Source organism: Lysinibacillus sp. AR18-8, assembly GCF_001705465.1.
In the GTDB taxonomy this organism is placed as follows: Bacteria; Bacillota; Bacilli; order Bacillales_A; family Planococcaceae; genus Lysinibacillus; species Lysinibacillus capsici.
Genome location: NZ_MDGU01000029.1, coordinates 52108 through 74376 on the forward strand (window position 1 = coordinate 52108; position 22269 = coordinate 74376).

Annotated in this window: 26 protein-coding genes; 6 read left to right on the forward strand and 20 right to left on the reverse strand. The window is 36.8% G+C overall.

Going from position 1 to position 22269, the window contains the following annotated elements:
- Window positions 1–13: 13 nt before the first annotated feature.
- Complete coding sequence (locus BFM98_RS19250) at window positions 14–250, reverse strand: NifU family protein (protein ID WP_004228295.1); 237 nt, start codon at window positions 248–250, stop codon at window positions 14–16.
- 83 nt (window positions 251–333) lie between these two features.
- Here BFM98_RS19250 and BFM98_RS19255 point away from each other — a divergent pair, with 83 nt between their 5' ends.
- Window positions 334–669 (forward strand): YuzD family protein, encoded by a 336-nt coding sequence (locus BFM98_RS19255; RefSeq protein ID WP_054549443.1) that lies wholly within the window; start codon window positions 334–336, stop codon window positions 667–669.
- Between the two features lie 54 nt (window positions 670–723).
- Here the strand turns inward: BFM98_RS19255 and BFM98_RS19260 are convergent, their stop codons facing one another.
- A complete protein-coding gene (locus BFM98_RS19260) occupies window positions 724–1788 on the reverse strand; it encodes an NAD(P)/FAD-dependent oxidoreductase (RefSeq protein ID WP_004228288.1) in 1065 nt (354 codons plus the stop codon).
- Window positions 1789–2057: 269 nt separating this feature from the next.
- Between BFM98_RS19260 and BFM98_RS19265 the strand changes: the two genes are divergently transcribed.
- Entirely contained in the window at window positions 2058–2294 is a 237-nt protein-coding gene (locus BFM98_RS19265; protein ID WP_004228286.1) for a YuzB family protein, read from the forward strand.
- A gap of 79 nt (window positions 2295–2373) precedes the next feature.
- Here the strand turns inward: BFM98_RS19265 and BFM98_RS19270 are convergent, their stop codons facing one another.
- Complete coding sequence (locus BFM98_RS19270; protein WP_066038189.1) at window positions 2374–3126, reverse strand: TIGR01457 family HAD-type hydrolase; 753 nt, start codon at window positions 3124–3126, stop codon at window positions 2374–2376.
- Window positions 3123–3575, reverse strand: coding sequence for a DUF86 domain-containing protein (locus tag BFM98_RS19275; protein ID WP_066038190.1), 453 nt, complete (start codon window positions 3573–3575; stop codon window positions 3123–3125). Before BFM98_RS19275 ends, BFM98_RS19270 begins: the two co-directional genes overlap by 4 nt.
- Window positions 3576–3663: 88 nt before the next feature.
- On the opposite strand from BFM98_RS19275, the gene BFM98_RS19280 reads away from it, so the two are divergent.
- The gene (locus tag BFM98_RS19280; protein ID WP_009371988.1) at window positions 3664–3930 is read left to right on the forward strand and encodes a DUF3055 domain-containing protein; all 267 of its coding nucleotides are present in this window, start codon (window positions 3664–3666) and stop codon (window positions 3928–3930) included.
- An 83-nt stretch (window positions 3931–4013) separates the two neighbouring features.
- On the opposite strand, the gene BFM98_RS19285 is transcribed toward BFM98_RS19280, so the two are convergent.
- From BFM98_RS19285 to BFM98_RS19330, 10 genes are all read right to left on the reverse strand, one after another.
- The gene (locus tag BFM98_RS19285) at window positions 4014–4208 is read right to left on the reverse strand and encodes a hypothetical protein (protein WP_175400780.1); all 195 of its coding nucleotides are present in this window, start codon (window positions 4206–4208) and stop codon (window positions 4014–4016) included.
- A 51-nt stretch (window positions 4209–4259) separates the two neighbouring features.
- Window positions 4260–4787, reverse strand: coding sequence for a D-glycero-alpha-D-manno-heptose-1,7-bisphosphate 7-phosphatase (locus tag BFM98_RS19290; protein WP_066038191.1), 528 nt, complete (start codon window positions 4785–4787; stop codon window positions 4260–4262).
- Between the two features lie 114 nt (window positions 4788–4901).
- Window positions 4902–5249 (reverse strand): YutD family protein, encoded by a 348-nt coding sequence (locus BFM98_RS19295; protein WP_004228271.1) that lies wholly within the window; start codon window positions 5247–5249, stop codon window positions 4902–4904.
- Window positions 5250–5282: 33 nt separating this feature from the next.
- Window positions 5283–6200, reverse strand: coding sequence for a lipoyl synthase (gene lipA / locus BFM98_RS19300; RefSeq protein WP_004228269.1), 918 nt, complete (start codon window positions 6198–6200; stop codon window positions 5283–5285).
- Window positions 6201–6307: 107 nt separating this feature from the next.
- A complete protein-coding gene (yunB, locus tag BFM98_RS19305) occupies window positions 6308–7105 on the reverse strand; it encodes a sporulation protein YunB (protein ID WP_048394406.1) in 798 nt (265 codons plus the stop codon).
- Window positions 7106–7128: 23 nt separating this feature from the next.
- Window positions 7129–8238 (reverse strand): HD-GYP domain-containing protein, encoded by a 1110-nt coding sequence (locus BFM98_RS19310; protein ID WP_066038192.1) that lies wholly within the window; start codon window positions 8236–8238, stop codon window positions 7129–7131.
- 33 nt (window positions 8239–8271) lie between these two features.
- A complete protein-coding gene (locus BFM98_RS19315; protein ID WP_066038193.1) occupies window positions 8272–9639 on the reverse strand; it encodes a bifunctional metallophosphatase/5'-nucleotidase in 1368 nt (455 codons plus the stop codon).
- Between the two features lie 20 nt (window positions 9640–9659).
- Window positions 9660–10484 (reverse strand): sulfite exporter TauE/SafE family protein, encoded by an 825-nt coding sequence (locus BFM98_RS19320; RefSeq protein WP_054549446.1) that lies wholly within the window; start codon window positions 10482–10484, stop codon window positions 9660–9662.
- A complete protein-coding gene (locus tag BFM98_RS19325; protein WP_066038194.1) occupies window positions 10484–11341 on the reverse strand; it encodes a DUF72 domain-containing protein in 858 nt (285 codons plus the stop codon). Before BFM98_RS19325 ends, BFM98_RS19320 begins: the two co-directional genes overlap by 1 nt.
- Before the next feature lie 156 nt (window positions 11342–11497).
- The gene (locus BFM98_RS19330) at window positions 11498–12496 is read right to left on the reverse strand and encodes an ABC transporter substrate-binding protein (RefSeq protein ID WP_066038195.1); all 999 of its coding nucleotides are present in this window, start codon (window positions 12494–12496) and stop codon (window positions 11498–11500) included.
- Between the two features lie 587 nt (window positions 12497–13083).
- Here BFM98_RS19330 and BFM98_RS19335 point away from each other — a divergent pair.
- Window positions 13084–13851 carry a hypothetical protein gene (locus tag BFM98_RS19335; protein WP_066038196.1) on the forward strand — a complete coding sequence of 256 codons (768 nt, stop codon included), beginning with the start codon at window positions 13084–13086 and terminating at the stop codon, window positions 13849–13851.
- Window positions 13852–13946: 95 nt separating this feature from the next.
- The gene (locus BFM98_RS24465) at window positions 13947–14069 is read left to right on the forward strand and encodes a hypothetical protein (RefSeq protein WP_256389915.1); all 123 of its coding nucleotides are present in this window, start codon (window positions 13947–13949) and stop codon (window positions 14067–14069) included.
- A 332-nt stretch (window positions 14070–14401) separates the two neighbouring features.
- On the opposite strand, the gene sufB is transcribed toward BFM98_RS24465, so the two are convergent.
- The 5 genes from sufB to sufC form a co-directional block, all read right to left on the reverse strand.
- Window positions 14402–15799, reverse strand: coding sequence for a Fe-S cluster assembly protein SufB (gene sufB, locus BFM98_RS19340; RefSeq protein WP_016993620.1), 1398 nt, complete (start codon window positions 15797–15799; stop codon window positions 14402–14404).
- Window positions 15800–15898: 99 nt separating this feature from the next.
- A complete protein-coding gene (sufU, locus tag BFM98_RS19345) occupies window positions 15899–16324 on the reverse strand; it encodes a Fe-S cluster assembly sulfur transfer protein SufU (RefSeq protein WP_066038197.1) in 426 nt (141 codons plus the stop codon).
- A complete protein-coding gene (locus BFM98_RS19350; protein ID WP_048394396.1) occupies window positions 16314–17543 on the reverse strand; it encodes a cysteine desulfurase in 1230 nt (409 codons plus the stop codon). The genes sufU and BFM98_RS19350 overlap by 11 nt, the downstream gene beginning before the upstream one ends.
- Entirely contained in the window at window positions 17543–18850 is a 1308-nt protein-coding gene (gene sufD / locus BFM98_RS19355; protein ID WP_048394394.1) for a Fe-S cluster assembly protein SufD, read from the reverse strand. The genes BFM98_RS19350 and sufD overlap by 1 nt, the downstream gene beginning before the upstream one ends.
- A gap of 18 nt (window positions 18851–18868) precedes the next feature.
- Complete coding sequence (sufC, locus tag BFM98_RS19360; protein WP_016994918.1) at window positions 18869–19648, reverse strand: Fe-S cluster assembly ATPase SufC; 780 nt, start codon at window positions 19646–19648, stop codon at window positions 18869–18871.
- Window positions 19649–20290: 642 nt separating this feature from the next.
- Between sufC and gltC the strand changes: the two genes are divergently transcribed.
- A complete protein-coding gene (gene gltC / locus BFM98_RS19365) occupies window positions 20291–21193 on the forward strand; it encodes a glutamate biosynthesis transcriptional regulator GltC (protein ID WP_048394390.1) in 903 nt (300 codons plus the stop codon).
- 27 nt (window positions 21194–21220) lie between these two features.
- Here gltC and BFM98_RS19370 read toward each other — a convergent pair whose 3' ends face one another.
- Window positions 21221–22267, reverse strand: coding sequence for a glycosyl hydrolase family 18 protein (locus tag BFM98_RS19370; RefSeq protein WP_233436252.1), 1047 nt, complete (start codon window positions 22265–22267; stop codon window positions 21221–21223).
- Window positions 22268–22269 lie beyond the last annotated feature (2 nt).

Sequence of the window (22269 nt, forward strand, 5' to 3'; positions counted from 1 at the left end):
TTTTTAAAAAGGCTTAGAATACTTGCTCTACTTCCACGATACCTGGTACTTCTTCTAATAATGCTCTTTCAATACCAGCTTTTAATGTAATCGTAGAACTTGGGCAACTGCCACAAGCACCTAATAAACGTAATTTCACAACGCCATCCTCAACATCTACTAATTCACAGTCTCCACCGTCACGTAGTAAGAATGGACGTAATTTATCTAATACCTCTTGAACTTGGTCGTTAATTGTTGCTTCTGCCATTTATCTCGACTCCTTTCCTTATAATGATTATAATGTTAGCAACAGAAAAAATCCAATATTGAATCACAAGGAGAGAAAATACTATGCCATCAACAAAACCTATGATTGAAATTTATGGAACAGCTGTCATCTGTGCTAGTTGTGTCAATGCCCCATCTTCCAAGGATACATATGAGTGGCTACAAGCAGCCATCAATCGCAAATATCCAGATCAAGCATATGATATACGCTATATCGATATTGAAGGTCCAATTGAGAATGAACGCGACCAAGAGTATGCGTCACGTATTCAAGACGATGAATTTTTCTACCCCCTTGTCCTCATTAACAATGAGGTAGTTGGAGAGGGCTATGTCCAATTAAAGCCTGTATTTACAGCCCTTGAAAATTTAGGGTTTGTCCCAGACGAAACGGTTTAATAAAAATAAAGGGATTGTTTCAAAATGATTTTTGAAACAATCCCTTTCAGCTAATTAATCATTTTGACGTTTGTAATACCATAATAATCCTGATTTCATTAAGCGAGCGATACGCCCAGTTACTGTTGTATCAGCTAAGTATACAAAGCCTTGTTTTTTACCAAGAGCCCCCATAAAGCCTTTTAATTTAATATCTGGCATCTTCTCTGGTAAATGTTCACCTTTCCAACGCATACGAAGTACTTTCACAATTTGCTCCGCTTGTTCCTCTGCTAATTGTGCTGTTGGGGCTAAATCTGATGAAGCACAATCTCCTACAACATAGACATGTTCATCATCGAGTAAATTAAAATACTGTGTGACAAGTGGACGGTCATGTTTATCTTTCTCAACATCCATATCACGCACAATTTTGACTGGCTGGACACCTGCAGTCCAAACCACTGCATCGAGTAAAATTTCATCATCATGATTAAAAATTTTACCTGGCTCTACTCTTGTAATATTTGAATTGGCAACCACATCAACATTATGCTTAACAAACCAATCCTTTACATACTTACTGAGTTTCTCCGGAAAATCTTTCAATATACGTTGACCACGGTCAAATAGCTTGATTTTTAAATCTGAGCGACTTTCACGTAGCTCACTTGCAAGCTCAATTCCACTTAGGCCAGCCCCTATAATTCCAACTGTAGACCCAGCTGGTAACCCACAAAGTGCTTGGAATGTTGCACGTGATTTACCCATTGTTTGAATGCTGTACGTATACTCTTCCGCACCTGGTACACCATGATATTTATCTTCACAGCCAAGCCCAATGACTAAATCATCATATTCTATACGTTGTCCGTCTTCAAGAATGACTACTTTTTCCGCACGATTAATTTCAACGACTTCTCCATATACGGCTGTTAAACGTTCATGCTCTGGGAAGCTTACACGAATTTCTTTATCTGTTGCTGTCCCTGCCGCCAATGCATAAAACTCTGTTTTTAAACTATGGAAAGGGGCTCTATCTACTATAACTACCTCTCTGTCTAATGGTAGGCTGTTTAATAGACGAAGCATGACACGCATATTGCCGTAGCCGCCACCTAAAAGTACTAATTTTCCCATAATAGTCTCCTTTTATATCTCTTTTAATAATTGTTCACAAAGTATCCACAAACGAGTATAACCGATTGTGAGAAGTTTCACAATATCAGAATGAAATTTTGTGAAAGATTTCACAAAATAAACGAGAACCTGTTCATTTCTATTGATTTTTAAGCCATTAATAACAAATTCCCTTTATCTTTTATTAAAAAACGTTTCTTTTCTCTTAAACATAAATAATTGACGAAAATCGTAAAACCGAGTAGCATTACTTTGGTGAGGTGACATGGATGAATCCAATGGTTGAATTTTGTATAAGTAATTTAGCAAATGGCTCTCAAGCAACTTATGAAGTACTCGAACGCGATCCAAACATCGACGTTTTGGAATATGGCTGCCTCAGTTATTGTACAAAGTGCTCAGAATCCTTTTATGCAATAGTAAACGGTGAATTAGTAGAAGCAGATTCTCCTGATGAATTAACGAAAGCCATTTATCAATTTATTGAAGAAAATCCTTTATGGTAGTTTTCTAAAATGCCTATATGAATAAATTTGAACAAATAAAAAGGATGTTATGCTGAAAATTAGCATAAACATCCTTTTATTACTTTAGTACGTCCACTACATATGTAGGTTGGCATTCTTTTTCGAGGACAATCTTTGTAGGCGTCACCCCAGTATTCACATGAATGGTGTCACAGCCAAATCGAATGCCACACATAATGTCCGTATCATAATTATCACCGATCATTACCATGTCTTCTTTCGCAATTCCATGTTCGGTCGCAATTACTTCCAGCATGGCTGGCGATGGCTTACCAATATAGATTGGTTCAACATCTGCAACTTCTCCTACCAAGCGTGCAAAAGAACCATTGCCTGGTAAGAACCCGTATTCTGTTGGGAATTTAATATCCTGATTCGTGGCAATAAAGGTCGCTCCTTGCTGAACAAAAACCGTGGCCCTAGCAAGTGCCATATAATCAAGCGTACGATCAATCCCCATAACAAATACATCGGGCTCATCCTCAACAGGCACAATATTTTCATTGAGTAGTGCCTGACGAATACCATCTGTACCCATCATCGCTACTTTTTTGCTTGGAAAATGTAGGGCCACATACTTTGCTGTGACCAATGCACTTGAATAAATATGCTCTAATGGCGCGTTCACGCCAATAGACAGTAAAGCTTCTTGCAGTTGTTCTCGCGTCTTCGAAGAATTATTCGTTACATAGAATGGCTCAATTCCTGCTTGCTGTAAACGATGAATAAAAGCTACCGCAGAAGGAATACCTTCCTTCCCACGGTAGACAGTACCATCTAAATCAAAGCAATAGGCCTTATATTGTTTCATTGATGATCCTCTGGCAAAAATGCTGAAACAGGTCCTAATTCATTTGTTAAATAATTATGAACTGCTGGCGAGAACTGCTTTAAAGCCATTAGATTGGCTGTTAGTACATGGATAACCTCTTGGATATCTACCTCTATAAACTCACGCACTAGCATTTTACGTAAGCCAACAACTGCTTTGTATGGTGTTTCCAAATCAGCAGCTACAACTTTTTCATCGACTAAAATATCAATAATATCCTCGTAGCTTCCTGGATCGCGCATAATGAAACCGTCAATCATTAAATTTCCTACATCCATCATTGACTCCATAATGTTGTGTCCAATTCGCTCGATAGCTAATTTCTTTATATCATTCTGAAGCCAGTTATCCTCTGTCTCCAAAATAGTTAATAGCCCATCTAAGTACTGTAAATTTTTTGTGATTTTATTACGATCTACAAAATACACAAGGAAAGCCCCCATTCAAATCTTTAAAAGTTGATAGTCTTTTCTCTTCTATAGTACCATAACTATAGGATTGGAAGGAGATTAAAAGATGGAACGTTTTTTTTTATATGATGATGTAGAAGATACGAAAACAAGATTTGTTAGTTTTGCTGGACAAAAGCTACGTTATGATTTAGCTATATTACAATCTGGCCGCTTCTTTGGAAAAGTGCTTGTCATGGATATCCAGTTCGGTCGCTTTGCTATTATTGGTCCTGATGATGTAGAAGAGCCTGGGTACTTAGAACATGTGTACAATCGCACAGAGGAAGAAACAATCGAATTACGGGAATACTTGCGTGAATTATTGAACTAACACCCATTTTATTGGGTGTTTTTTTATATAACATAAAAAAATTTCGCTAGCCATGGGCGATTGCGAAATCTTTTTACGTATTGTTATTTATTTAAAGTGGATGGATTATCTTTATTATGGGGCTTGTCTTTATTTTCATTATCATTTTGCTTTTTCGCTTGCTGATTTTGACCAATCACAGCTAAATCGTCTACACTAATATCAAAACCATACCCATATTCCTCTCGATCTAATGGCTTTTTATTGCGTTTTTCTTTTGCCAACATCATCACCTCCATTCATAAATTATCCCTTTTTTAATGATTTATACGCCCTTTTTCTCAATACGTTTAAGCTGTGACATCCTTAATAATCCACTGGGCAGCGCTTATTAAATCTGGAAAGACAGCATCTGCTAATGAATCTTGTTCCCCTAGGAAAACACCCTTTGTTCCTGCCCGTTTTCCTGCAATAATATCCGTATCTGTATCGCCTACCATATAGGATTTTGATAAATCAATGTTATATTTCTTTCCTAAATCCACAATTAATTTGCTATTGGGCTTGCGGCAGTCACAACCTGACTTAGGTTTGTGCGGACAATAAACGACTTCATGGATCACTGCCCCTTTTTTCTTTAGCTCCTTCACCATATGTTCATGTATTTTCTGTAAGCCACTTTCCTTCATAAAGCCTAAACCAACCCCACCTTGATTTGTCACGACAAACACATAATCAAAATGCTTATTTAGCTTTCTGATTGCCTCAGGCACTTGCGGTAAAAAGTACAAATCCTTAGGCTTATTCACAAACTTCACACGATTGGTCAGTACTTCATTGATAACACCATCACGATCTAAAAATACGGCTCTTTTCATTTGCAACACACCTTCAATAAGCTGTTTTGTGCTTTAGTTTTCCCCAATTACACAAAAGCTAACAATCATGAAAAAAAACCTGATGCCTATCACATCAGGTTTTTGTATAAGAGTTTATTCTGCTAAAGGTTCATGGTCTGTTGGCTTTGTTACTTCACTCATATCCACTACTTCTGGCTGTTTCATAACTTTCCCCAATTTACGTAATACGAAATAAGCACAGCCAAAATTACAGTATTCGTATAGATAATCTTGAAGCGTACTTATTTTTGTATCAAAAGTGGATTTTTGATTTTTATCATCAAAAAACCCCTTTAAACGTAACTGGTTATAGCCCCAATCACCTACAATATAATCGTATCTGGCTAAGATATCTGAGTATCTTTCCTGAAAAACTTCCTCCTGAAAGGCCTCGCGATAATCTTCTATTAGTTCATATTCTAATCCTTCAACTATGATCAAAGTGACACCACCCTTTTCGTTCAGCCTTGACGTTTACACTTCCGCTTGTAATTGACGTTCTTTCGTTGCAGCATTTACTTGTTCGTCTGCATGATAACTACTACGTACAAGTGGGCCAGCCTCACAATGCTTAAAGCCTTTCTCCATGGCAATCTTACGCAGTTTACCAAATTCTATTGGTGAATAGTATTTTTTAACTGGTAAATGCTTTTTCGTTGGCTGTAAATATTGACCGATCGTCATAATATCTACATTATTTGCACGTAAATCGTCCATGACTTCTAAAATTTCTTCATGTGTTTCGCCTAATCCAATCATTAGTGATGATTTCGTTGGAATTTCAGGCTGCATCTCTTTAGCTAAACGCAGGAACTCTAAAGAGCGTTCGTATTTTGCACGAGCGCGCACTCTAGGTGTTAAACGGCGTACTGTTTCAATATTATGATTTAAAATATCTGGTTTTGCATCCATTAACATTTGAAGGTTCTCCTTCATCCCGCCTAAATCTGATGGCAATACCTCAACAGATGTGAAAGGACTTTTACGACGAATTGCACGTACTGTTTCTGCTAAAACTTGCGCTCCGCCATCCTTTAAATCGTCACGTGCGACCATTGTAATAACAACGTGCTTTAAATTCATAATGGCTACTGAATCTGCAACGCGCTCTGGTTCTGCCAAATCTAGTTCATTTGGTAAACCTGTTTTCACTGCACAGAAACGACAAGCACGTGTACAAACGGAACCAAGAATCATCATGGTAGCAGTACGTCTCTCTCCCCAGCATTCATGGATGTTTGGACAACGAGCTTCTTCACATACTGTATGCAGATTTTTCTCACGCATCAGCTTTTTAAGCCCTTTATATTCATCATTCGTGTTTAGTTTTATTTTTAGCCAATCTGGTTTTCTTACATGTTCTTCTTTACTTGTAGGTTTACAAGATGTCATACGAATATCGCCCCTATCAAAAATATACATTTTTTAATATTAACTATCTTCACTGTTGTCAATGTAACATATTAAAGGCACTCCAACAACTATCACAACAAACATTTCTATTTATAAGGGACAGGTATTTCTATGGACGGTTGTGGCGCGTCACTACTATTGGTATAAATGTTTGGAACAGGTCCCCTTGTTAGGCCCATCGCTACAGGTATATCCTGTGCAACGGTAGAAGATTTACTAGCGAAAGGAACAATAATCTGAACATTTACCTCTAAATGAATACCTACCTCCACATAAGCACTATTGATTCCAAATTCTTGAATAGAGGATGTCACATTACTATGAACATTCCCAATCACATGGAAGCGAATCGGGATCTTTGGCCCCAAATTTCCAAGCAAGGGAATATTGGCTGCTTGACCAAGCGGTACAAAAAAGACAATGCCATCACCATCTTGGATCCTGTTAATATCATATTCAACATTATCTAATTCAGGTAAATGCGATAGCTCTCCCTGTTCAGCTTGCTCCAAATACATTTTAACAAGCTCTAATGTCTCTGCTCGAACACGATTAATGATTTCTGTATTAAACTTAGTCGTCATCATTTCAGACGTACCTGGAGGAATATCTTCAATGATATCATTTACATCTAATACATTAGAGGTACGTGAATTAATGGCTTTACTCACAACATATGAGGCAATCTTCGTAGTTTGCACTTCCGCATATTGCAAATAGGTTGGCATGAGCCGTTCATTTAAATAATAAATAAATAATATAAGGCAAACAACCATACTAACAATTAAAATCGTTAATTTATTAAGACGCATTCCCCTTCTACCATATGAGCGTAATTTCATTCTTTTTCGAGGGAAAAACAAAAAAATCTCCTCCTGTTCCATAACGTATGAACAGGAGGAGTAATTTATTCTACTTTTGCGGGAACCACATAATCCGTCTCAACATTTTCAATTGTTACATCAGGATAATCCACTAAATTAATTTCATATGTAGCTGCGAGCAATTGATCTTGTTCTTCAAAAATACGAATCCATGGTAATGCCGCATCCAACGTGTTTTGTCTAGATACAATCCCACGGCGTCCATCTGATAATTTTAAAATAACACCATTTGGATAATGAACAACAGCTCTTTTTAAAGCTTTTACAATTCGAGCATCATAAAGAGTGCCCGAGCCAGCTTCAACAATAGCTAGTCCTTGTGAAGGGAGCATCTTCTCCCGGTATACACGATTCGTTGTCACCGCATCAAAAACATCTGCAACACCAATTATCTTGGCAAATGGATGAATTTCAAAGTCAACAAGTCCTCTTGGATAGCCACTTCCATCAATACGTTCATGGTGTTGGAAAGCACAGTGCGCCACAAGCAGAGAGATTGAATGTAAATTCCGTAATAAATCAAAACCGTAACGAGCATGCATCTTCATCATTTCAAACTCATCATTCGTTAAACGTCCTGGCTTTGTTAAAATATCTTTCGGTACCATTAGTTTACCGACATCGTGTAATAACGCACCTATCCCGATCAAACGTAAATCCTCAGCAGAGTAGCCAAGTTCTTTGGCAATGGCAATAGAATACAATGTCACTTGGAAAGAGTGTTGATATAAATATTCATCAAATAAATAAGCATCTGTTAAAATGGTTAGAATTTCATTATTTCCAGTAACTGCTGAAAGTAATTCATCTACGATCGAAACAATTGTCTTTGATTGCTGATCTAATATATAAGAAGCATTTACTGGATTCAAACCATCAATGGACTGGAACGAATCCTTTATAGTTTTGATGACTTTATTTCGCATAGCAGGTGGAACGGTCTCTTCTACTTCTATTCCCTCAGAAATCTCATCGTCAATATATAAATAATGTGTATTTAACTGTTGAAGTCTTTGAATAATACGGTCATTAATGACAACATCTTTCTTTAAAAGCGGATGACCTGCCTCATTCCAAATGGTTCTTCCTAATACCATTCCTTCTTTTAATACATCGATTGAAATTAATCGCATGACTTCTTCCCCATTCCATTCTTTAAACTCTCTCTATTGTTTAAAGAATCTTTGACCATAATCTATCATAATGTTTCGTAAAAATTCAGGTAAAATATATTGTTTTTTTGCATATTTAAAACTTGGATAAAAATAACCAAATGTAAACAGATCCAATGTGACCAGTTTATAAATGTGATTTTGATCTGCTAGCTTACCATTAATTAATAATTGCCGATTTTCATTCATGGAAAATCCATATGTCAATATTTTTCCAAAAATGACGCCTCTAAACCCTAGTCCTTTTAGTTCGATATAGGGCCATTCTTCATTTTTGGATTGCATATAAATTTCTTTCATTTCAGCGACGGATAATTCAATTGTACATAAATTAATTGGATGTGGGAAAATTCGGTGCAAATCTAAGGCAGTCACTATTCCCTTAGGAAGACCATCTAAAAATATCCCTGCATTGAATAATGCACAGTCCGCTCCGCTTTTTTCCAAAATTGCATGTGCAAATAAATCAGATAGCTGTGAATAATGGAACCATTCCTTGTTGTAGGTTTTCTTTGTTGTAAAAACTGGAGTATCCAATATTCTGTTTCCTTCATCCTCCAAAAACTGTACCACTTTCTGTTCATTTTTAACAATTGGCAAATCCTTATTATGAATTAAAGTATCCTTTTTTTCAACAATTTTCCTCAATTTTTTATCATATTCTATGATAAGATGTCCAGTATATTGGCCAAACTTACCTCCACCTGTCAGTAAAACCCCATTAATCACTTTGCCCTCTGGTAGGACATGATGAGTATGAGAGCCGAATATAACATCAATTTCTGGACACTCATCCGCTAAGAGCTCATCCTCTGTAATGCCTAAATGGGATAAGCATACAACAATGTCTACTTCTTCACGTAGTTGATGCGCTAAACGTAGCAGTGTACTTCTAGCGTCGTCCATATGCCAATTTAATTCTTCATAATATACTTCAAACATGGCCGTGGCTGCAATGACGCCAATCTTTGTACCCATTGCTGTTGTTAAGATTACATAAGGCTTCATCCATGCTGGCTTCTTCCCGTGGGAGGCATATACATTTGCAACTACAACATCAAAATTAGCATTATCATATAAGTGGAAGAGCTCTTCATGGGATAATGTAATGCCTTCATTGTTGCCGATTGTCACCACATCGTAACCCGCCTCATTTAGCAATCGCACATTACCTTTCCCAACTGTTGCTTCTGTATAAATGTTGGAACGATCTAAATGATCTCCAACATCAAACAAATAGCTTGTTTCCCCGATATTCCCTAATTTATTGCGCATTTCTTTCACATAGCTTTGCATTCGTGGCCAATACTTAAAATGACTATGCAAATCATTTGTGTGAAAAATATGGATCTTTTCAAGCATTAAAGCCACCTCACTTCAAATTAAGCTAATATGCCTTCTATAATAGATCGAATTCCTAGTAATAATAGAATAATCCTTAAAGCTAGTACAAGTGTATCGGATTTAATCCTCTTATTTAACGCAGCACCCAGCTTTGCTCCAACATAAGCACCAGGAATAACTGGAATAGTATAAAGCCAAGGTACATGACCGAAATAAACATGGCTTGCAGAATTAACAATGGACGTTAAAAATACCATAAACATCGATGTTGCCACCGCGACATGTGGGGGGAATAAGAATAAAATAATCATTGCTGGCACGATCATGGAGCCGCCACCTATTCCAAATAAACCAGAAGCAAAGCCAATACCAAATGTTAATGTAATAGCAAACCAAATGGGATAGCCATATACATAGGTTTTTCCCTCAGAGTCAGTAAACTCTTGCTGCATACCATTTTTTACAAACCATTTTACAGGCTTCAGTTTGTCTCTCACAAGCAAAATAATCGATAAAATAATAAGTAAAATACCGAAATATAAATTAAAGGATGGTAAATCTAATCCTTTATTGACCCATGCGCCAAGGATTGTTCCTGGAATACTTCCAATAAAGAATATAAAACCACTTTTATAATCCACCGTTTTAGATTTCATATAGCTTAGCGTGGAGGCAAGTCCCGTGAAAATCATCATCACCACTGATAAACCGACTACTTTTTGTGGTGTAATATCTGGGATCATTCCTAAATTTAAGCCGATGTATAATGTTGCTGGTACTAATACTACACCACCACCTAGCCCAACTAATGAGCCAATTAGACCAGCAAGCAAAGCAATGATGACTAATAAAATAAACTCCATTATAGTTCCCCTTCAAACATGTTTAATTGTTTAGGTGCCAACCCGACATCGTTAATATTCAACATACCTTGTAGCTCCTTTGCGTTTTTCGCTGCATGATTACCAGAATTATTATTAAATAAAACGAAGAGTTCATTGACCTCTGGTTCAAGCTTTTTCATGCTATCCCCAAGCTGCTGTAATTCTTCTTTATTATAATCATATAAGAAGCGAACTTTACGCCAATTTTCTGCATTTCCTGTGTTCCGCCATCCATGTATATTGCGACCATGGAGACGAATCAACGCTTTATTTGCAGTCACTACAGGGTAGAAAGGAACAGATCCTACACCAGCCTGTGGTTCATCACAAATCGTATGGATAAATTGATGTTCTCGTAAGAAATCTATCGTCTGCTTGACAACATTTTCTGCATACCATGTTTGATTTCGAAATTCAATCGCTACTTCAAAATCCTTTAGCTGTTGTCGGATATACAATAAATATTGCACATTTTTTCCTTGGCAATCAAACCATGGTGGAAATTGTGCTAATACCATGCCTAGCTTTCCGTAACGTTTAAATTCATTGGCACATTCAATAAATGCATTGAACATATCATTTTTTGATTCAAAGGGAATCTCTCCACGTAAATGACCCGTCATGCCTTGGTAAGCTTTCACAACAAAACGGAAGTTTTCAGGTGTATCCTCACACCATTTCCGAACATGCTCTTTGGCTGGTATGGCATAAAAAGAAGTATCTACTTCAACCGTTAAAAAATGACCTGTGTAATCAAATAATTTATCCTTTGAAGTAGTCACTCCACTATAAAGTGAAGGGTGATCGCCCCAACCAGTTAATCCTACTACAATCATGTGACATCCTCCTCTATGTACATAATCATAGCACACAGTATGTCACTACAAATAAACATCATGTAAAAAATATACCTTCTTTTATCACTTAATTATGCCAAAGAAAAAGCATGAGTCCATATTCCATTGAACTCATGCTACTATAACAGGCGACGTTTATTTCACAAGATTTTGCTGAATAGCCTCTAAAAACTTAATTCGGCTATATGCAGGGCCACCTTCCATTAGTGGATCTAGTACATTAACAAATACTCGGTCATTTTTAAATGCAGTAATATTTTGGATGATTGGATTCTTTTTAAAGTCTTCTAAAGCATTCGGCGCGTCCGCATTTTCATCTGTTGAAAACTGCACAAATAAATAATCAGGATTCATATCTGCAAGCTGTTCCACAGAAATGGCCTCTTGAGATTTTGCTTTAGCAACTTCATTAGGTACTGCTAAACCAAGCTCTCCATAAAGAACTGCATTTAAAAATACTTCTTTTGGATAAACATACGCTTGTCCCCCACGAATACGAATAGCCGCTACTTTTTGATCTTGTAGTTTTTCAGTTAACGTGGACTTAGCAGCTTCAATATCAGCTTTATATGTAGATAAGATCTTCTCAGCATCTGCTTGCTTACCAGTTAGTTCTGCTAGTAAATTCAAATTAGATTCCCAGTTCGTCGAAATATGTGAAACTAAAATTGTAGGTGCAATTTTCTCTAATTTACTTTGTACCTCTTCTGGGAACTTTGTGGACCCTAAAATGACATCTGGATTTAATTCTAATATTTTTTCAAAGTTTGGTTTAATCTTCTCACCAATAGATTCTGCTTTGTCTGTTACAGAAGCATAGAGCTCAGGGAACTTGCCACCAATAGCAATAGCTCCAACTGGGTGAACATCCAGCACCACCATATCCTCCATTGCTTCCATAGCTCCTGTTACAACAATTCTTTCCACTTTTTCTGGCACTTCATAGCTTTCACCAAGATATTCAATCGTTCTTGTGCCATTTTCATTTGTTGATTCTTCTTTTGTCTGTGTCACTTCTTCTTCTTTTGGTGTATCAGTGGAAGATTCCTCTTCTACTCCCTTCTTCTCTCCACATGCGGCGAGAATGAGCATAAATAATGCTATGAAACTAATAAATAAAAACTTCTTTTTCATTTACCTATTCTCCTTTGAATGATGATTAACTATCTCATCTTGCTTATTGAAGTACTGCACATCTTCTAGATTTACCATCCCCCTTTTCAATTGATATTGATTCTCATTATCATTTTAGTATGTAATCTTAAATAAATCCAGTACTATTTCTCTCCATTTTTATTCGCAACATAAAAACACAAAAAACCCCTAGTCACAATTTAACTTTATCGTCTGTCTCTCGTTGGGACACACTCGATGGGACATAAGGTAAAATGCGATAAATACTAGCCCCTTTATTACCGTTTAATCTCATTCTTGGTACTTTTTCGATGATGCCTAATTTCTCTAACTTTTAACGCTACGATAAACTGTCTTTGTGCTGATCTCCAATGCTGCAGCAATAGTGGCAGCTTTCAAATGACAGGCTCCTGGATGTATCCAAAGGATGCGTTAGAAAAAATCATGATTACATTGGATGTAAAGAACTTAGGTGACTTACTGCAGCATATAAACAAGGACACAGATAACTAATATTGATTGTCTGTTTTTTATGTACTTTCACCAATAAATTCCCTAAAATGTAATTATGGAGGGAGGAATGTATAATGAAACAATTACTATACATAGGGTCATTATCAGTATTATTACTTGCTGCATGCGGTGATGAAAACATTGCTACAATAACCCCAGACGAATTTAAAAAATTGGAACAAGGTATGAGTTTAGATGAAGTAGAAGAAATAGTAGGTGGCAAATCAAAAAATCCAGAAGCAAAAGAAAATGAAGACTTACGATTGTTTTTAGACTATGACGGAGAAAATGGGATAGATAAAGAATCTTCCGTATCACTTGTTTTTAAAGATGGAAAATTAGAGACACTTATTGAAACTGGCTTATTAGAACCCAAAAAAGAATTAACTAAAGAAGAAAAAGAGAAAATTGATGAAAACATTGCCCAAATAATTAGTAAAGTTTCAACAGAAGAAGTCGAAAAAATCATTACTGATAAACTAGGAAAAAATAATAACTCGCAGAAAAAAGTAATAGAAAAAGTAGAAGCAACCGATAGTGGTTTAAATCTAACTTTAAATGCTTCGGATAATTTCACATTAGATATGATGAAACGTGGTATGTGGATGGATTCTATAAAAATTTTAGAACCACTTTCAAAAGTTGATAATATTAAACAAATAAATGTCGATTGGCAGCTACCTCTTATTGACAATTACGGTAAAGAGAAAGATTCCGCAGTAATGAAGTTTAGTATAGATAAAGCAACACTAGATAAAATAAATTGGGATAATTTTTTAACAGAAAGCTTCCCAGATGTAGTTACTAATTATAATGAACACCCAGCTTTAAATGAAAAATAGGTATAGGCCGCTCAACTGAGTGGCTTTTTTTTATATGTATTATTGGTAATATTTCTATAAAATAAGATTACAAATATCTGTAAGGGGTGCATGACATGGATACAATAGCAGAAACAATTAAATTCACTGGCTTTGGTAAGAAGAAAGCAATGGCTAAACAAATTCAAATAAAAATAGTGGTAATATCATTTTTCAAAACTATCTTGGAAATTATTTAACACCTTCTACGGTTCGAGAAAGTATAGAGAATTATTGTAAAAAAGCTGGTGTAGATTATAAAGGTACTCATTGTTTCAGACACACACTACAGTGTTGCTTTTAAAATCGGGGGCTAGTATAAAATTTGTTTCTAACCGATTAGGGCATAAAACAATTAAAACAACTTCTGATACTTACTTAGATATTTCTGAGAAAATAGAAGAAGACGAACTAAAAAAGTTCGCCTCCTACACAAATGATAAAATCTGAATCGGCACGTTTTCGGCACGGCAGATTTTGATTGTTTTTCTAACGCCTCTAAAATCCTTATATATCAAGCATTTCAGGTGTATTACCCGATACTGCCCTCCATCTCAAATTTAATCAGACGGTTCATTTCTACTGCGTATTCCATTGGTAGTTCTTTTGTGAATGGCTCGATGAAGCCCATTACGATCATTTCTGTTGCTTCTTCTTCGGAAATTCCGCGAGACATTAAATAGAATAATTGTTCTTCAGATACTTTTGAAACTTTTGCTTCGTGCTCTAAAGATACATTATCATTAAAGATCTCGTTATAAGGAATTGTATCAGAAGTCGATTGATTATCCATAATCAGCGTATCACATTCGATGTTAGCACGTGCACCACTTGCTTTAGGACCGAAACGAACTTGTCCCATATACGTTACCTTACCACCTTGTTTAGCAATCGATTTAGAAACGATTGTTGAAGATGTGTTTGGTGCCATATGGATCATTTTAGCGCCAGCATGTTGGTGTTGTCCTTTACCTGCTAATGCAATCGATAATGTCATACCACGAGCACCTTCACCTTTTAGGATACATGCTGGGTATTTCATTGTTAATTTAGAACCGATGTTACCATCAATCCATTCCATTGTACCGTTTTCTTCTACAACTGTACGTTTCGTTACAAGATTGTAAACATTGTTCGCCCAGTTTTGAATTGTTGTATAACGGCAATATGCATCTTTACGAACAACAATTTCTACAACTGCTGAGTGTAAAGAGTTTGTTGTGTAAACAGGAGCTGTACAACCTTCAACATAGTGTACGTGAGCGCCTTCATCTACAATAATAAGTGTACGTTCGAATTGACCCATATTTTCTGAGTTAATACGGAAGTAAGCTTGTAACGGTGTTTCTACTTTAACACCTGGTGGCACATAAATAAACGATCCACCTGACCATACTGCTGAGTTTAAAGCAGCAAATTTATTGTCTGTGTAAGGAATCACTTTGCCCCAATATTGTTTGAAAATATCTTCGTTTTCACGTAGAGCAGAGTCAGTATCTTTGAACACAATACCAAGATCTTCAAGGTCTTTTTTCATGTTGTGATAAACTACCTCAGACTCATATTGTGCAGATACACCTGCAAGATATTTTTGTTCAGCTTCTGGGATACCTAATTTATCAAAAGTTGCTTTGATTTCATCAGGTACTTCATCCCATGATTTTTGAGTAGCTTCTGATGGTTTTACATAGTACGTAATTTCATCAAAATCTAAATCTCCAAGATCGCCACCCCATTGTGGCATCGGTTTTGTATAAAATGTTTCAAGAGCTTTTAAACGGTATTCTAACATCCATTCTGGCTCTTGTTTCATATTTGAAATTTCACGGACGATTTCTTCAGTTAAACCGCGTTTTGAACGGAAAATTGATACGTCCTTGTCATGGAAACCGTATTTGTAATCGCCGATATCAGGCATTTTTTTAGCCATCGTTTCTCCTCCGTTCATTGAGATGTATTTTTCTAGGTAATCATCCCTTGCTTTGAGTGAAGCCATAGTAGCTTTCACTCAAGAACAAGGGAGTAAGATTTATTTCACACCTTTTTCCATTGCTTTCCAAGCCAATGTTGCACACTTAATTCGTGCTGGGAATTGTGAAACACCTTGCAGTGCCTCAACATCCTCAAGGTCATATTTATCGCTGTACTCCTCACCCATCATCATTTTAGAAAAAATATCAGAAAGCTCAATAGCTTCCTCTACTTTCTTTCCTTTGATGATCTGTGTCATCATTGATGCAGAAGACATAGAAATAGAACAGCCTTCACCATCAAATTTCGCATCCTCTACAACACCGTCTGTCACTTTCAATGTTAAGTGAATACGGTCGCCACAAGTCGGATTGTTCATATCGATCGTTACAGCATTCTCATCTAAAGATCCTTTATTACGAGGATTCTTATAGTGATCCATAATGACTGAACGATATAGTTGATCTAAATTATTAAAAGACATCGCCAAAATACTCCTTCGCAGAACGTAACCCTGCAACTAAACGGTCAATATCCTCCTCTGTATTGTACAGATAGAAGCTTGCTCGTGCTGTCGCTACTTGCTGAAGACATTTCATTAGTGGCTGTGCACAATGATGTCCTGCACGAACAGCAATACCGTTCATGTCAAGCACCGTTGCCACATCATGTGGATGTACATCATCTAGATTAAATGTTACTAATCCACAACGCTTCATAGGGTCACGTGGGCCGAAAATTTTCAAACCGTCAATTGTTTCAAGTTGATCCATTGCGTAGCCTGCAAGCTTATGCTCATGCTCTAGAATGTTATCTAACCCGATATCAGTTAAGAAATCAATAGCGGCTCCTAAACCTATTGCACCTGCGATAATAGGCGTTCCACCTTCAAATTTCCACGGTAATTCCTTCCACGTTGACTCATAAAGCCCAACAAAATCAATCATTTCGCCACCAAATTCAATTGGCTCCATCTTTTCAAGGTGTTCCTTTTTACCATATAGTACACCTATTCCAGTTGGTCCGCACATTTTATGCCCTGAGAAACCTAAGAAATCTACATCCAAATCTTGCACATCAATTTTCATATGTGGCGCAGCTTGTGCACCATCGGCAACCATGACAGCACCATTAGCATGTGCAATTTGAGCAATTTCTTTAATTGGATTTATTGTTCCAAGTACATTTGAAGCCATAGACACCGAAACAATTTTCGTTTTAGGTGTGACTGTCGCACGTACTTTCTCTAGGCTAAGAGTGCCGTCTGCTTCAAGCTCAATGTATTTTAAAGTTGCATTTTTTTCTTTGGCTAATTGTTGCCAAGGAATAATATTGGAATGATGCTCCATATGAGTAATGACAATTTCATCACCCTCGACAACATTTGCACGTCCATAACTTGTCGCAACTGTATTTAAAGCAGTTGTTGTACCACGCGTAAAAATAATTTCCTGTGTTGATTGTGCATTAATAAACTTACGAACCTTTTCACGAGCACCTTCATATTTATCTGTTGCACGGTTTCCTAGTGTATGCACCCCACGGTGAACATTGGAATTATCAAATTCATAATAAGCTTTAATCGCTTCAATCACTTGAACAGGCTTCTGAGATGTTGCTGCACTATCAAGATATACAAGTCTATGACCATTTACATCCTGATTTAAAATTGGGAAATAGCTTTTAATGTCTTTATTCATCATTAGCGAACTTTCCTTTCAATAACCTCCGTCAGTTGCTTTTGAACGCCTTCAATTGGTAATTGCGTAACAACTGGCGCAAGGAATCCATGGATAACAAGGCGCTCTGCTTCTGCTTTCGAGATACCACGGCTCATTAAATAATAAAGCTGTAATGGATCTACTCGACCAACAGATGCTGCGTGTCCTGCTGTTACATCATCTTCGTCAATTAATAAAATTGGGTTTGCATCCCCACGAGCTTTTTCTGACAGCATTAATACACGTGATTCTTGTTGTGCATCGGCTTTTGTCGCACCATGCTCGATATAGCCAATACCGTTAAAGATTGACTGAGCTGCATCTTTCATTACACCATGCTTTAAGATATGCCCGTTTGAGTTTTTACCCCAGTGACGAACCTCAGTAGTGAAGTTAAGTTTTTGTTCTCCACGACCAACTACGACTGTTTTTGTATCTGCATGAGAACCGTCACCAATCAAATGCGTAATGTTTTCAGAGATTGTATCAGAATCATTCATTAGACCAAGAGCCCAGTCAACTTTTGCGTCACGCGCTAAACGTGCACGACGATTAACATATGTCGTAAATCCTTTTGCAAGGACATCTACTGCACCATATGTCACCTGTGCATTATCTTGAACAACGACTTCCGCAATAATATTCGCTTGCCCTTTTGCCTCTTCAACTGTTGAAACATAAGTTTCCACATATGTTACTGCTGAATTCGCTTCTGCTACTACTAAAACATGGTTATATAATGAAGCTTCCGCATTGTCATTAAGGAAAACAACTTGAAGTGGTTGCTCAATGATCACGTTTTTTGGTACGTATACAAACACTCCACCATTAACAAGTGCTGTATGAAGTGCTGTTAACTTATGCTCATCTACTTTAACAGCTTCTGTCATAAAGTATTTTTGTACAAGTTCGCCATGTTCACGAACTGCTGTGAAAATATCAGTAAAAATAACACCTTTATCAGCAAGTTCTTGTGATGCCTTAATATATGCTGGTGTATTATTACGTTGAATATATAGGTTTTCTTGTGCTTCAAGGTCAATTAAACCTTTTGCTTCTTCAGGTAGAGCATCCAATGAAGGGAATGCCTCACTATGAACTGCCAACACTGGGAAGTTCATGAAATCCCATTTTGTAATATTCGTTCTATCTGGTTTTGGCAAATCTAAACCAGCTACTTTGTCTAGTGCTGCCGCGCGAAGTTCTGTAAACCAAGTAGGTTCACCATTTGCTTCTGAGAACGAGCGCACGTCCTGTACTGTTACAGGCAAGTTAAGTTCCACTGTCATGCTAGTTCGTCCTCCTTCTTATGCTTCTTGTTCTTCTGTTTCTTCTTCGATTCCTAATTCTTTTTTAATCCAGTCATAACCTTCTGCTTCTAAGCGTTGTGCAAGCTCTGCACCACCTGATTTTACAACACGTCCTTGCATCATTACGTGTACATGGTCTGGTGTAATGTAGTTTAATAGGCGTTGATAGTGTGTAATCATTAAGCAGCCAAAGCCTTCACCGCGCATTGCGTTGATGCCTTTTGAGACAACTTTCAATGCATCGATATCAAGACCAGAGTCAATTTCATCTAAGATTGCAAATGTTGGTTTGATCATCATTAATTGAAGAATCTCATTACGTTTTTTCTCCCCGCCAGAGAAACCTTCATTTAAATAACGTTGAGCCATATCTTCGTTCATTTCAAGGAATTCCATGTTTTTATCTAATTCGCGGATAAATTTCATTAATGAAATTTCATCGCCTTCTTCACGACGCGCGTTAATTGCTGAACGTAAGAAATCAGCATTTGTAACACCAGCAATTTCAGATGGATATTGCATTGCTAGGAATAAACCAGCTTGAGCACGCTCGTCTACTTCCATTTCAAGCACATCTTCGCCATCTAACTCAACAGTACCTGAAGTTACTTCATATTTTGGATGACCCATAATAGCAGAAGCTAGTGTTGATTTACCAGTTCCGTTTGGTCCCATAATTGCGTGAATTTCGTTTGTATTAATTGTAAGATTTACGCCTTTTAAAATCTCTTTTCCGTCGATAGCAACGTGAAGATCTTTAATAACTAAAGTTGACATGAAAATACCTCCATAGTGTTCAGTGAATGGGTCAACCATTCCTTAATTATCATCATTCTAATCTTAACTGAAAATCGTTCTCTATGCAAACCATTTCAATTACTTTCCCATTCCTTAAATAGAATCTTTAAAAATAAAGACTTTGTAAGCATTTTCAGATTATTGCTACTTCACCTAAACAATGAGAATAGACTTTCTTCATTTTCAATAAAATCTCCCTAATTGAGAATTGATTTCATCTAGCTACATAGTGAAAACCTCGAGAAAAGTGCTAATTGTAGCGGTTTTGTGACAAATTAGCATAAACAACATATCTATACTATAACCTATTTCATTAAAATGGAATCAATTTAAGTTCATATTGGAAGAAAGAAATTTTGCTATAAAAATTGATGGATTGTATCCTCAAAAGAAAGTAATTTTAGGTAAATGAAAAGACAGAAACGTAGATTGTATCCAACATTTCTGCCATTTCTCCATTAATTTAGATGATATGCCCATAAATATACTTTTGATTCCAGTAAAAAAGCATCTAACAGCTTATAATTTTTATTTTGACATAAACAGTCATTTTTCATCTTAAATAATATATAATTAAGGTATAATCAATCTTATTTTTAGATTAATAGAGGTGAAATGTTAGTGGAGTTACGTCAATTACGCTATTTTGTAGAGGTTGCTGAACGTGAGCATATTTCAGAGGCTGCTGAGCATCTTCATGTAGCCCAATCTGCCATTAGTCGGCAAATCGCAAATCTTGAAGATGAGTTAGGCACTCCGTTATTTGAACGAGTGGGACGAAATGTCAAATTAACACCAATAGGGAAGACATTTCTTGAGCATACCATTACGGCATTAAAGGCCATCGATTTTGCAGCAAAGCAAGTAGAAGAATATCTTGATCCTGCAAAGGGCTCAATTAAAATCGGCTTTCCAACAAGTTTAGCTAGCTATGTTCTGCCAACCGTTATTTCAGCCTTTAAACGCGAATATCCTGATTTACAATTTCAACTCCGTCAAGGGTCTTATCGATTTTTGATTGATGCAGTTAAAAATCGGGAGTTGAACCTCGCCTTTTTGGGACCCCTGCCCCCGAAGGACGAATCCATTCAATCAACCATTCTGTTTACTGAAAATATTGCCGCACTCCTACCAGCCAATCATCCATTAGCTAAAAGAGAAAGCATACAGCTTGCAGAGTTGAAAAATGATTTATTCGTATTATTTCCAGATGGTTACATTTTGCATAAGGTAGCGATGGATGCTTGTAGAGCTGCAGGCTTTTTACCAAATGTCATTTCAGAGGGAGAAGATTTGGATGCACTAAAGGGCTTAGTCGCCGCTGGCATAGGTGTTAGTCTATTACCAGAAAGTTCTCTTTATGATTCAGCAGCTCGCTTTACCATTAAGGTCCCTATTGAATCTCCTACAATCCCTAGAACTGTTGGTATTATTTCACCCGTAAATCGAGAAATTGCACCATCAGAAATCATCTTCTTAGACTTTGTGAAAAACTTTTTTTCTCGCCTTTCACAATTCCAATAAAAAAATCGCCTTTTGGGCGATTTTTTATTATTCTGTTGATTGCTCAGCAATCCATTCTATTGTTTTCTCTCCTAAGCCTCCTGCACGCCATAATACAACGTCATGATAGCTTTTCTTTTGAACGTAAGTAACCCATTTTTCTAGCGTTTCTTGATCAGCATACCAAACTTCATGGCTGACATTATTGTCATCTACGTATGAAAAATAAACGGCTCCACTTGCTTGATCACGCTGCTTAGCTGCTTTTCTATCGGCTAGTAATTGTTCGGCCTCCAGCTCTGTTAAAGCGACTATTTTGCCCTGAGCTACCCAATCAAAACCTCCAGTGGCAAAGGCGATAGCTAAATCTTGATTAGACTTCTTCATTTTTTTTACTAAATCATCTAGAAAAGAAAAAGTAGCTTTAGCACCTGGCCCACTGTGGTAACCATGAACATTATAGGCCATTACTGTATAGTGAGGTCCATCTGGCAATTTCACATCAAATGGAAAGCGTGGTTCGAGTACAACATGCAATGTAACATCCTTTTTGGAAAGCTCTTGGTAAAGCTCTTCTAAAAATAGGATATAGTTTTGAAGGTCATCTTTAGCCACCTTTTCATAATCAATCTCAATGCCATTTATTTGATATTGTTCCACAACCCGCAAAATATTTCCAATATGCTTTTGCCTTGCTGAGGTATCCTGCAATAATCTATGCAAAAGCGTGCTATCCTTTTGAACAGATGGAGCATTCTCTGTTACATAATCATTGATGAGTGTTAGGATCACATGATGGGAATCATTAAATTGCTGCTTGGTCTTTTGCAACATATCTACGGCATTTTCTGTTAACAATAGTTCATCATTGCTATTAAAATATGCGCCAAAAACACGTATATCTTGTAATCCAAGTTGAGAATTTTCTACATCTTTCATGGCGGATTTATTTTGCCATTCTGGTAACCAAATAGATAATCGGAGCTTCTCCTTATCGTTAAATTCTTCCTTTGCTTTAGCTGGCTGTTCTTTACTATTACTACAAGCTGTAATAAATAGTAGCGCAATACAAATAAATAACATAATGTTCTTCACTT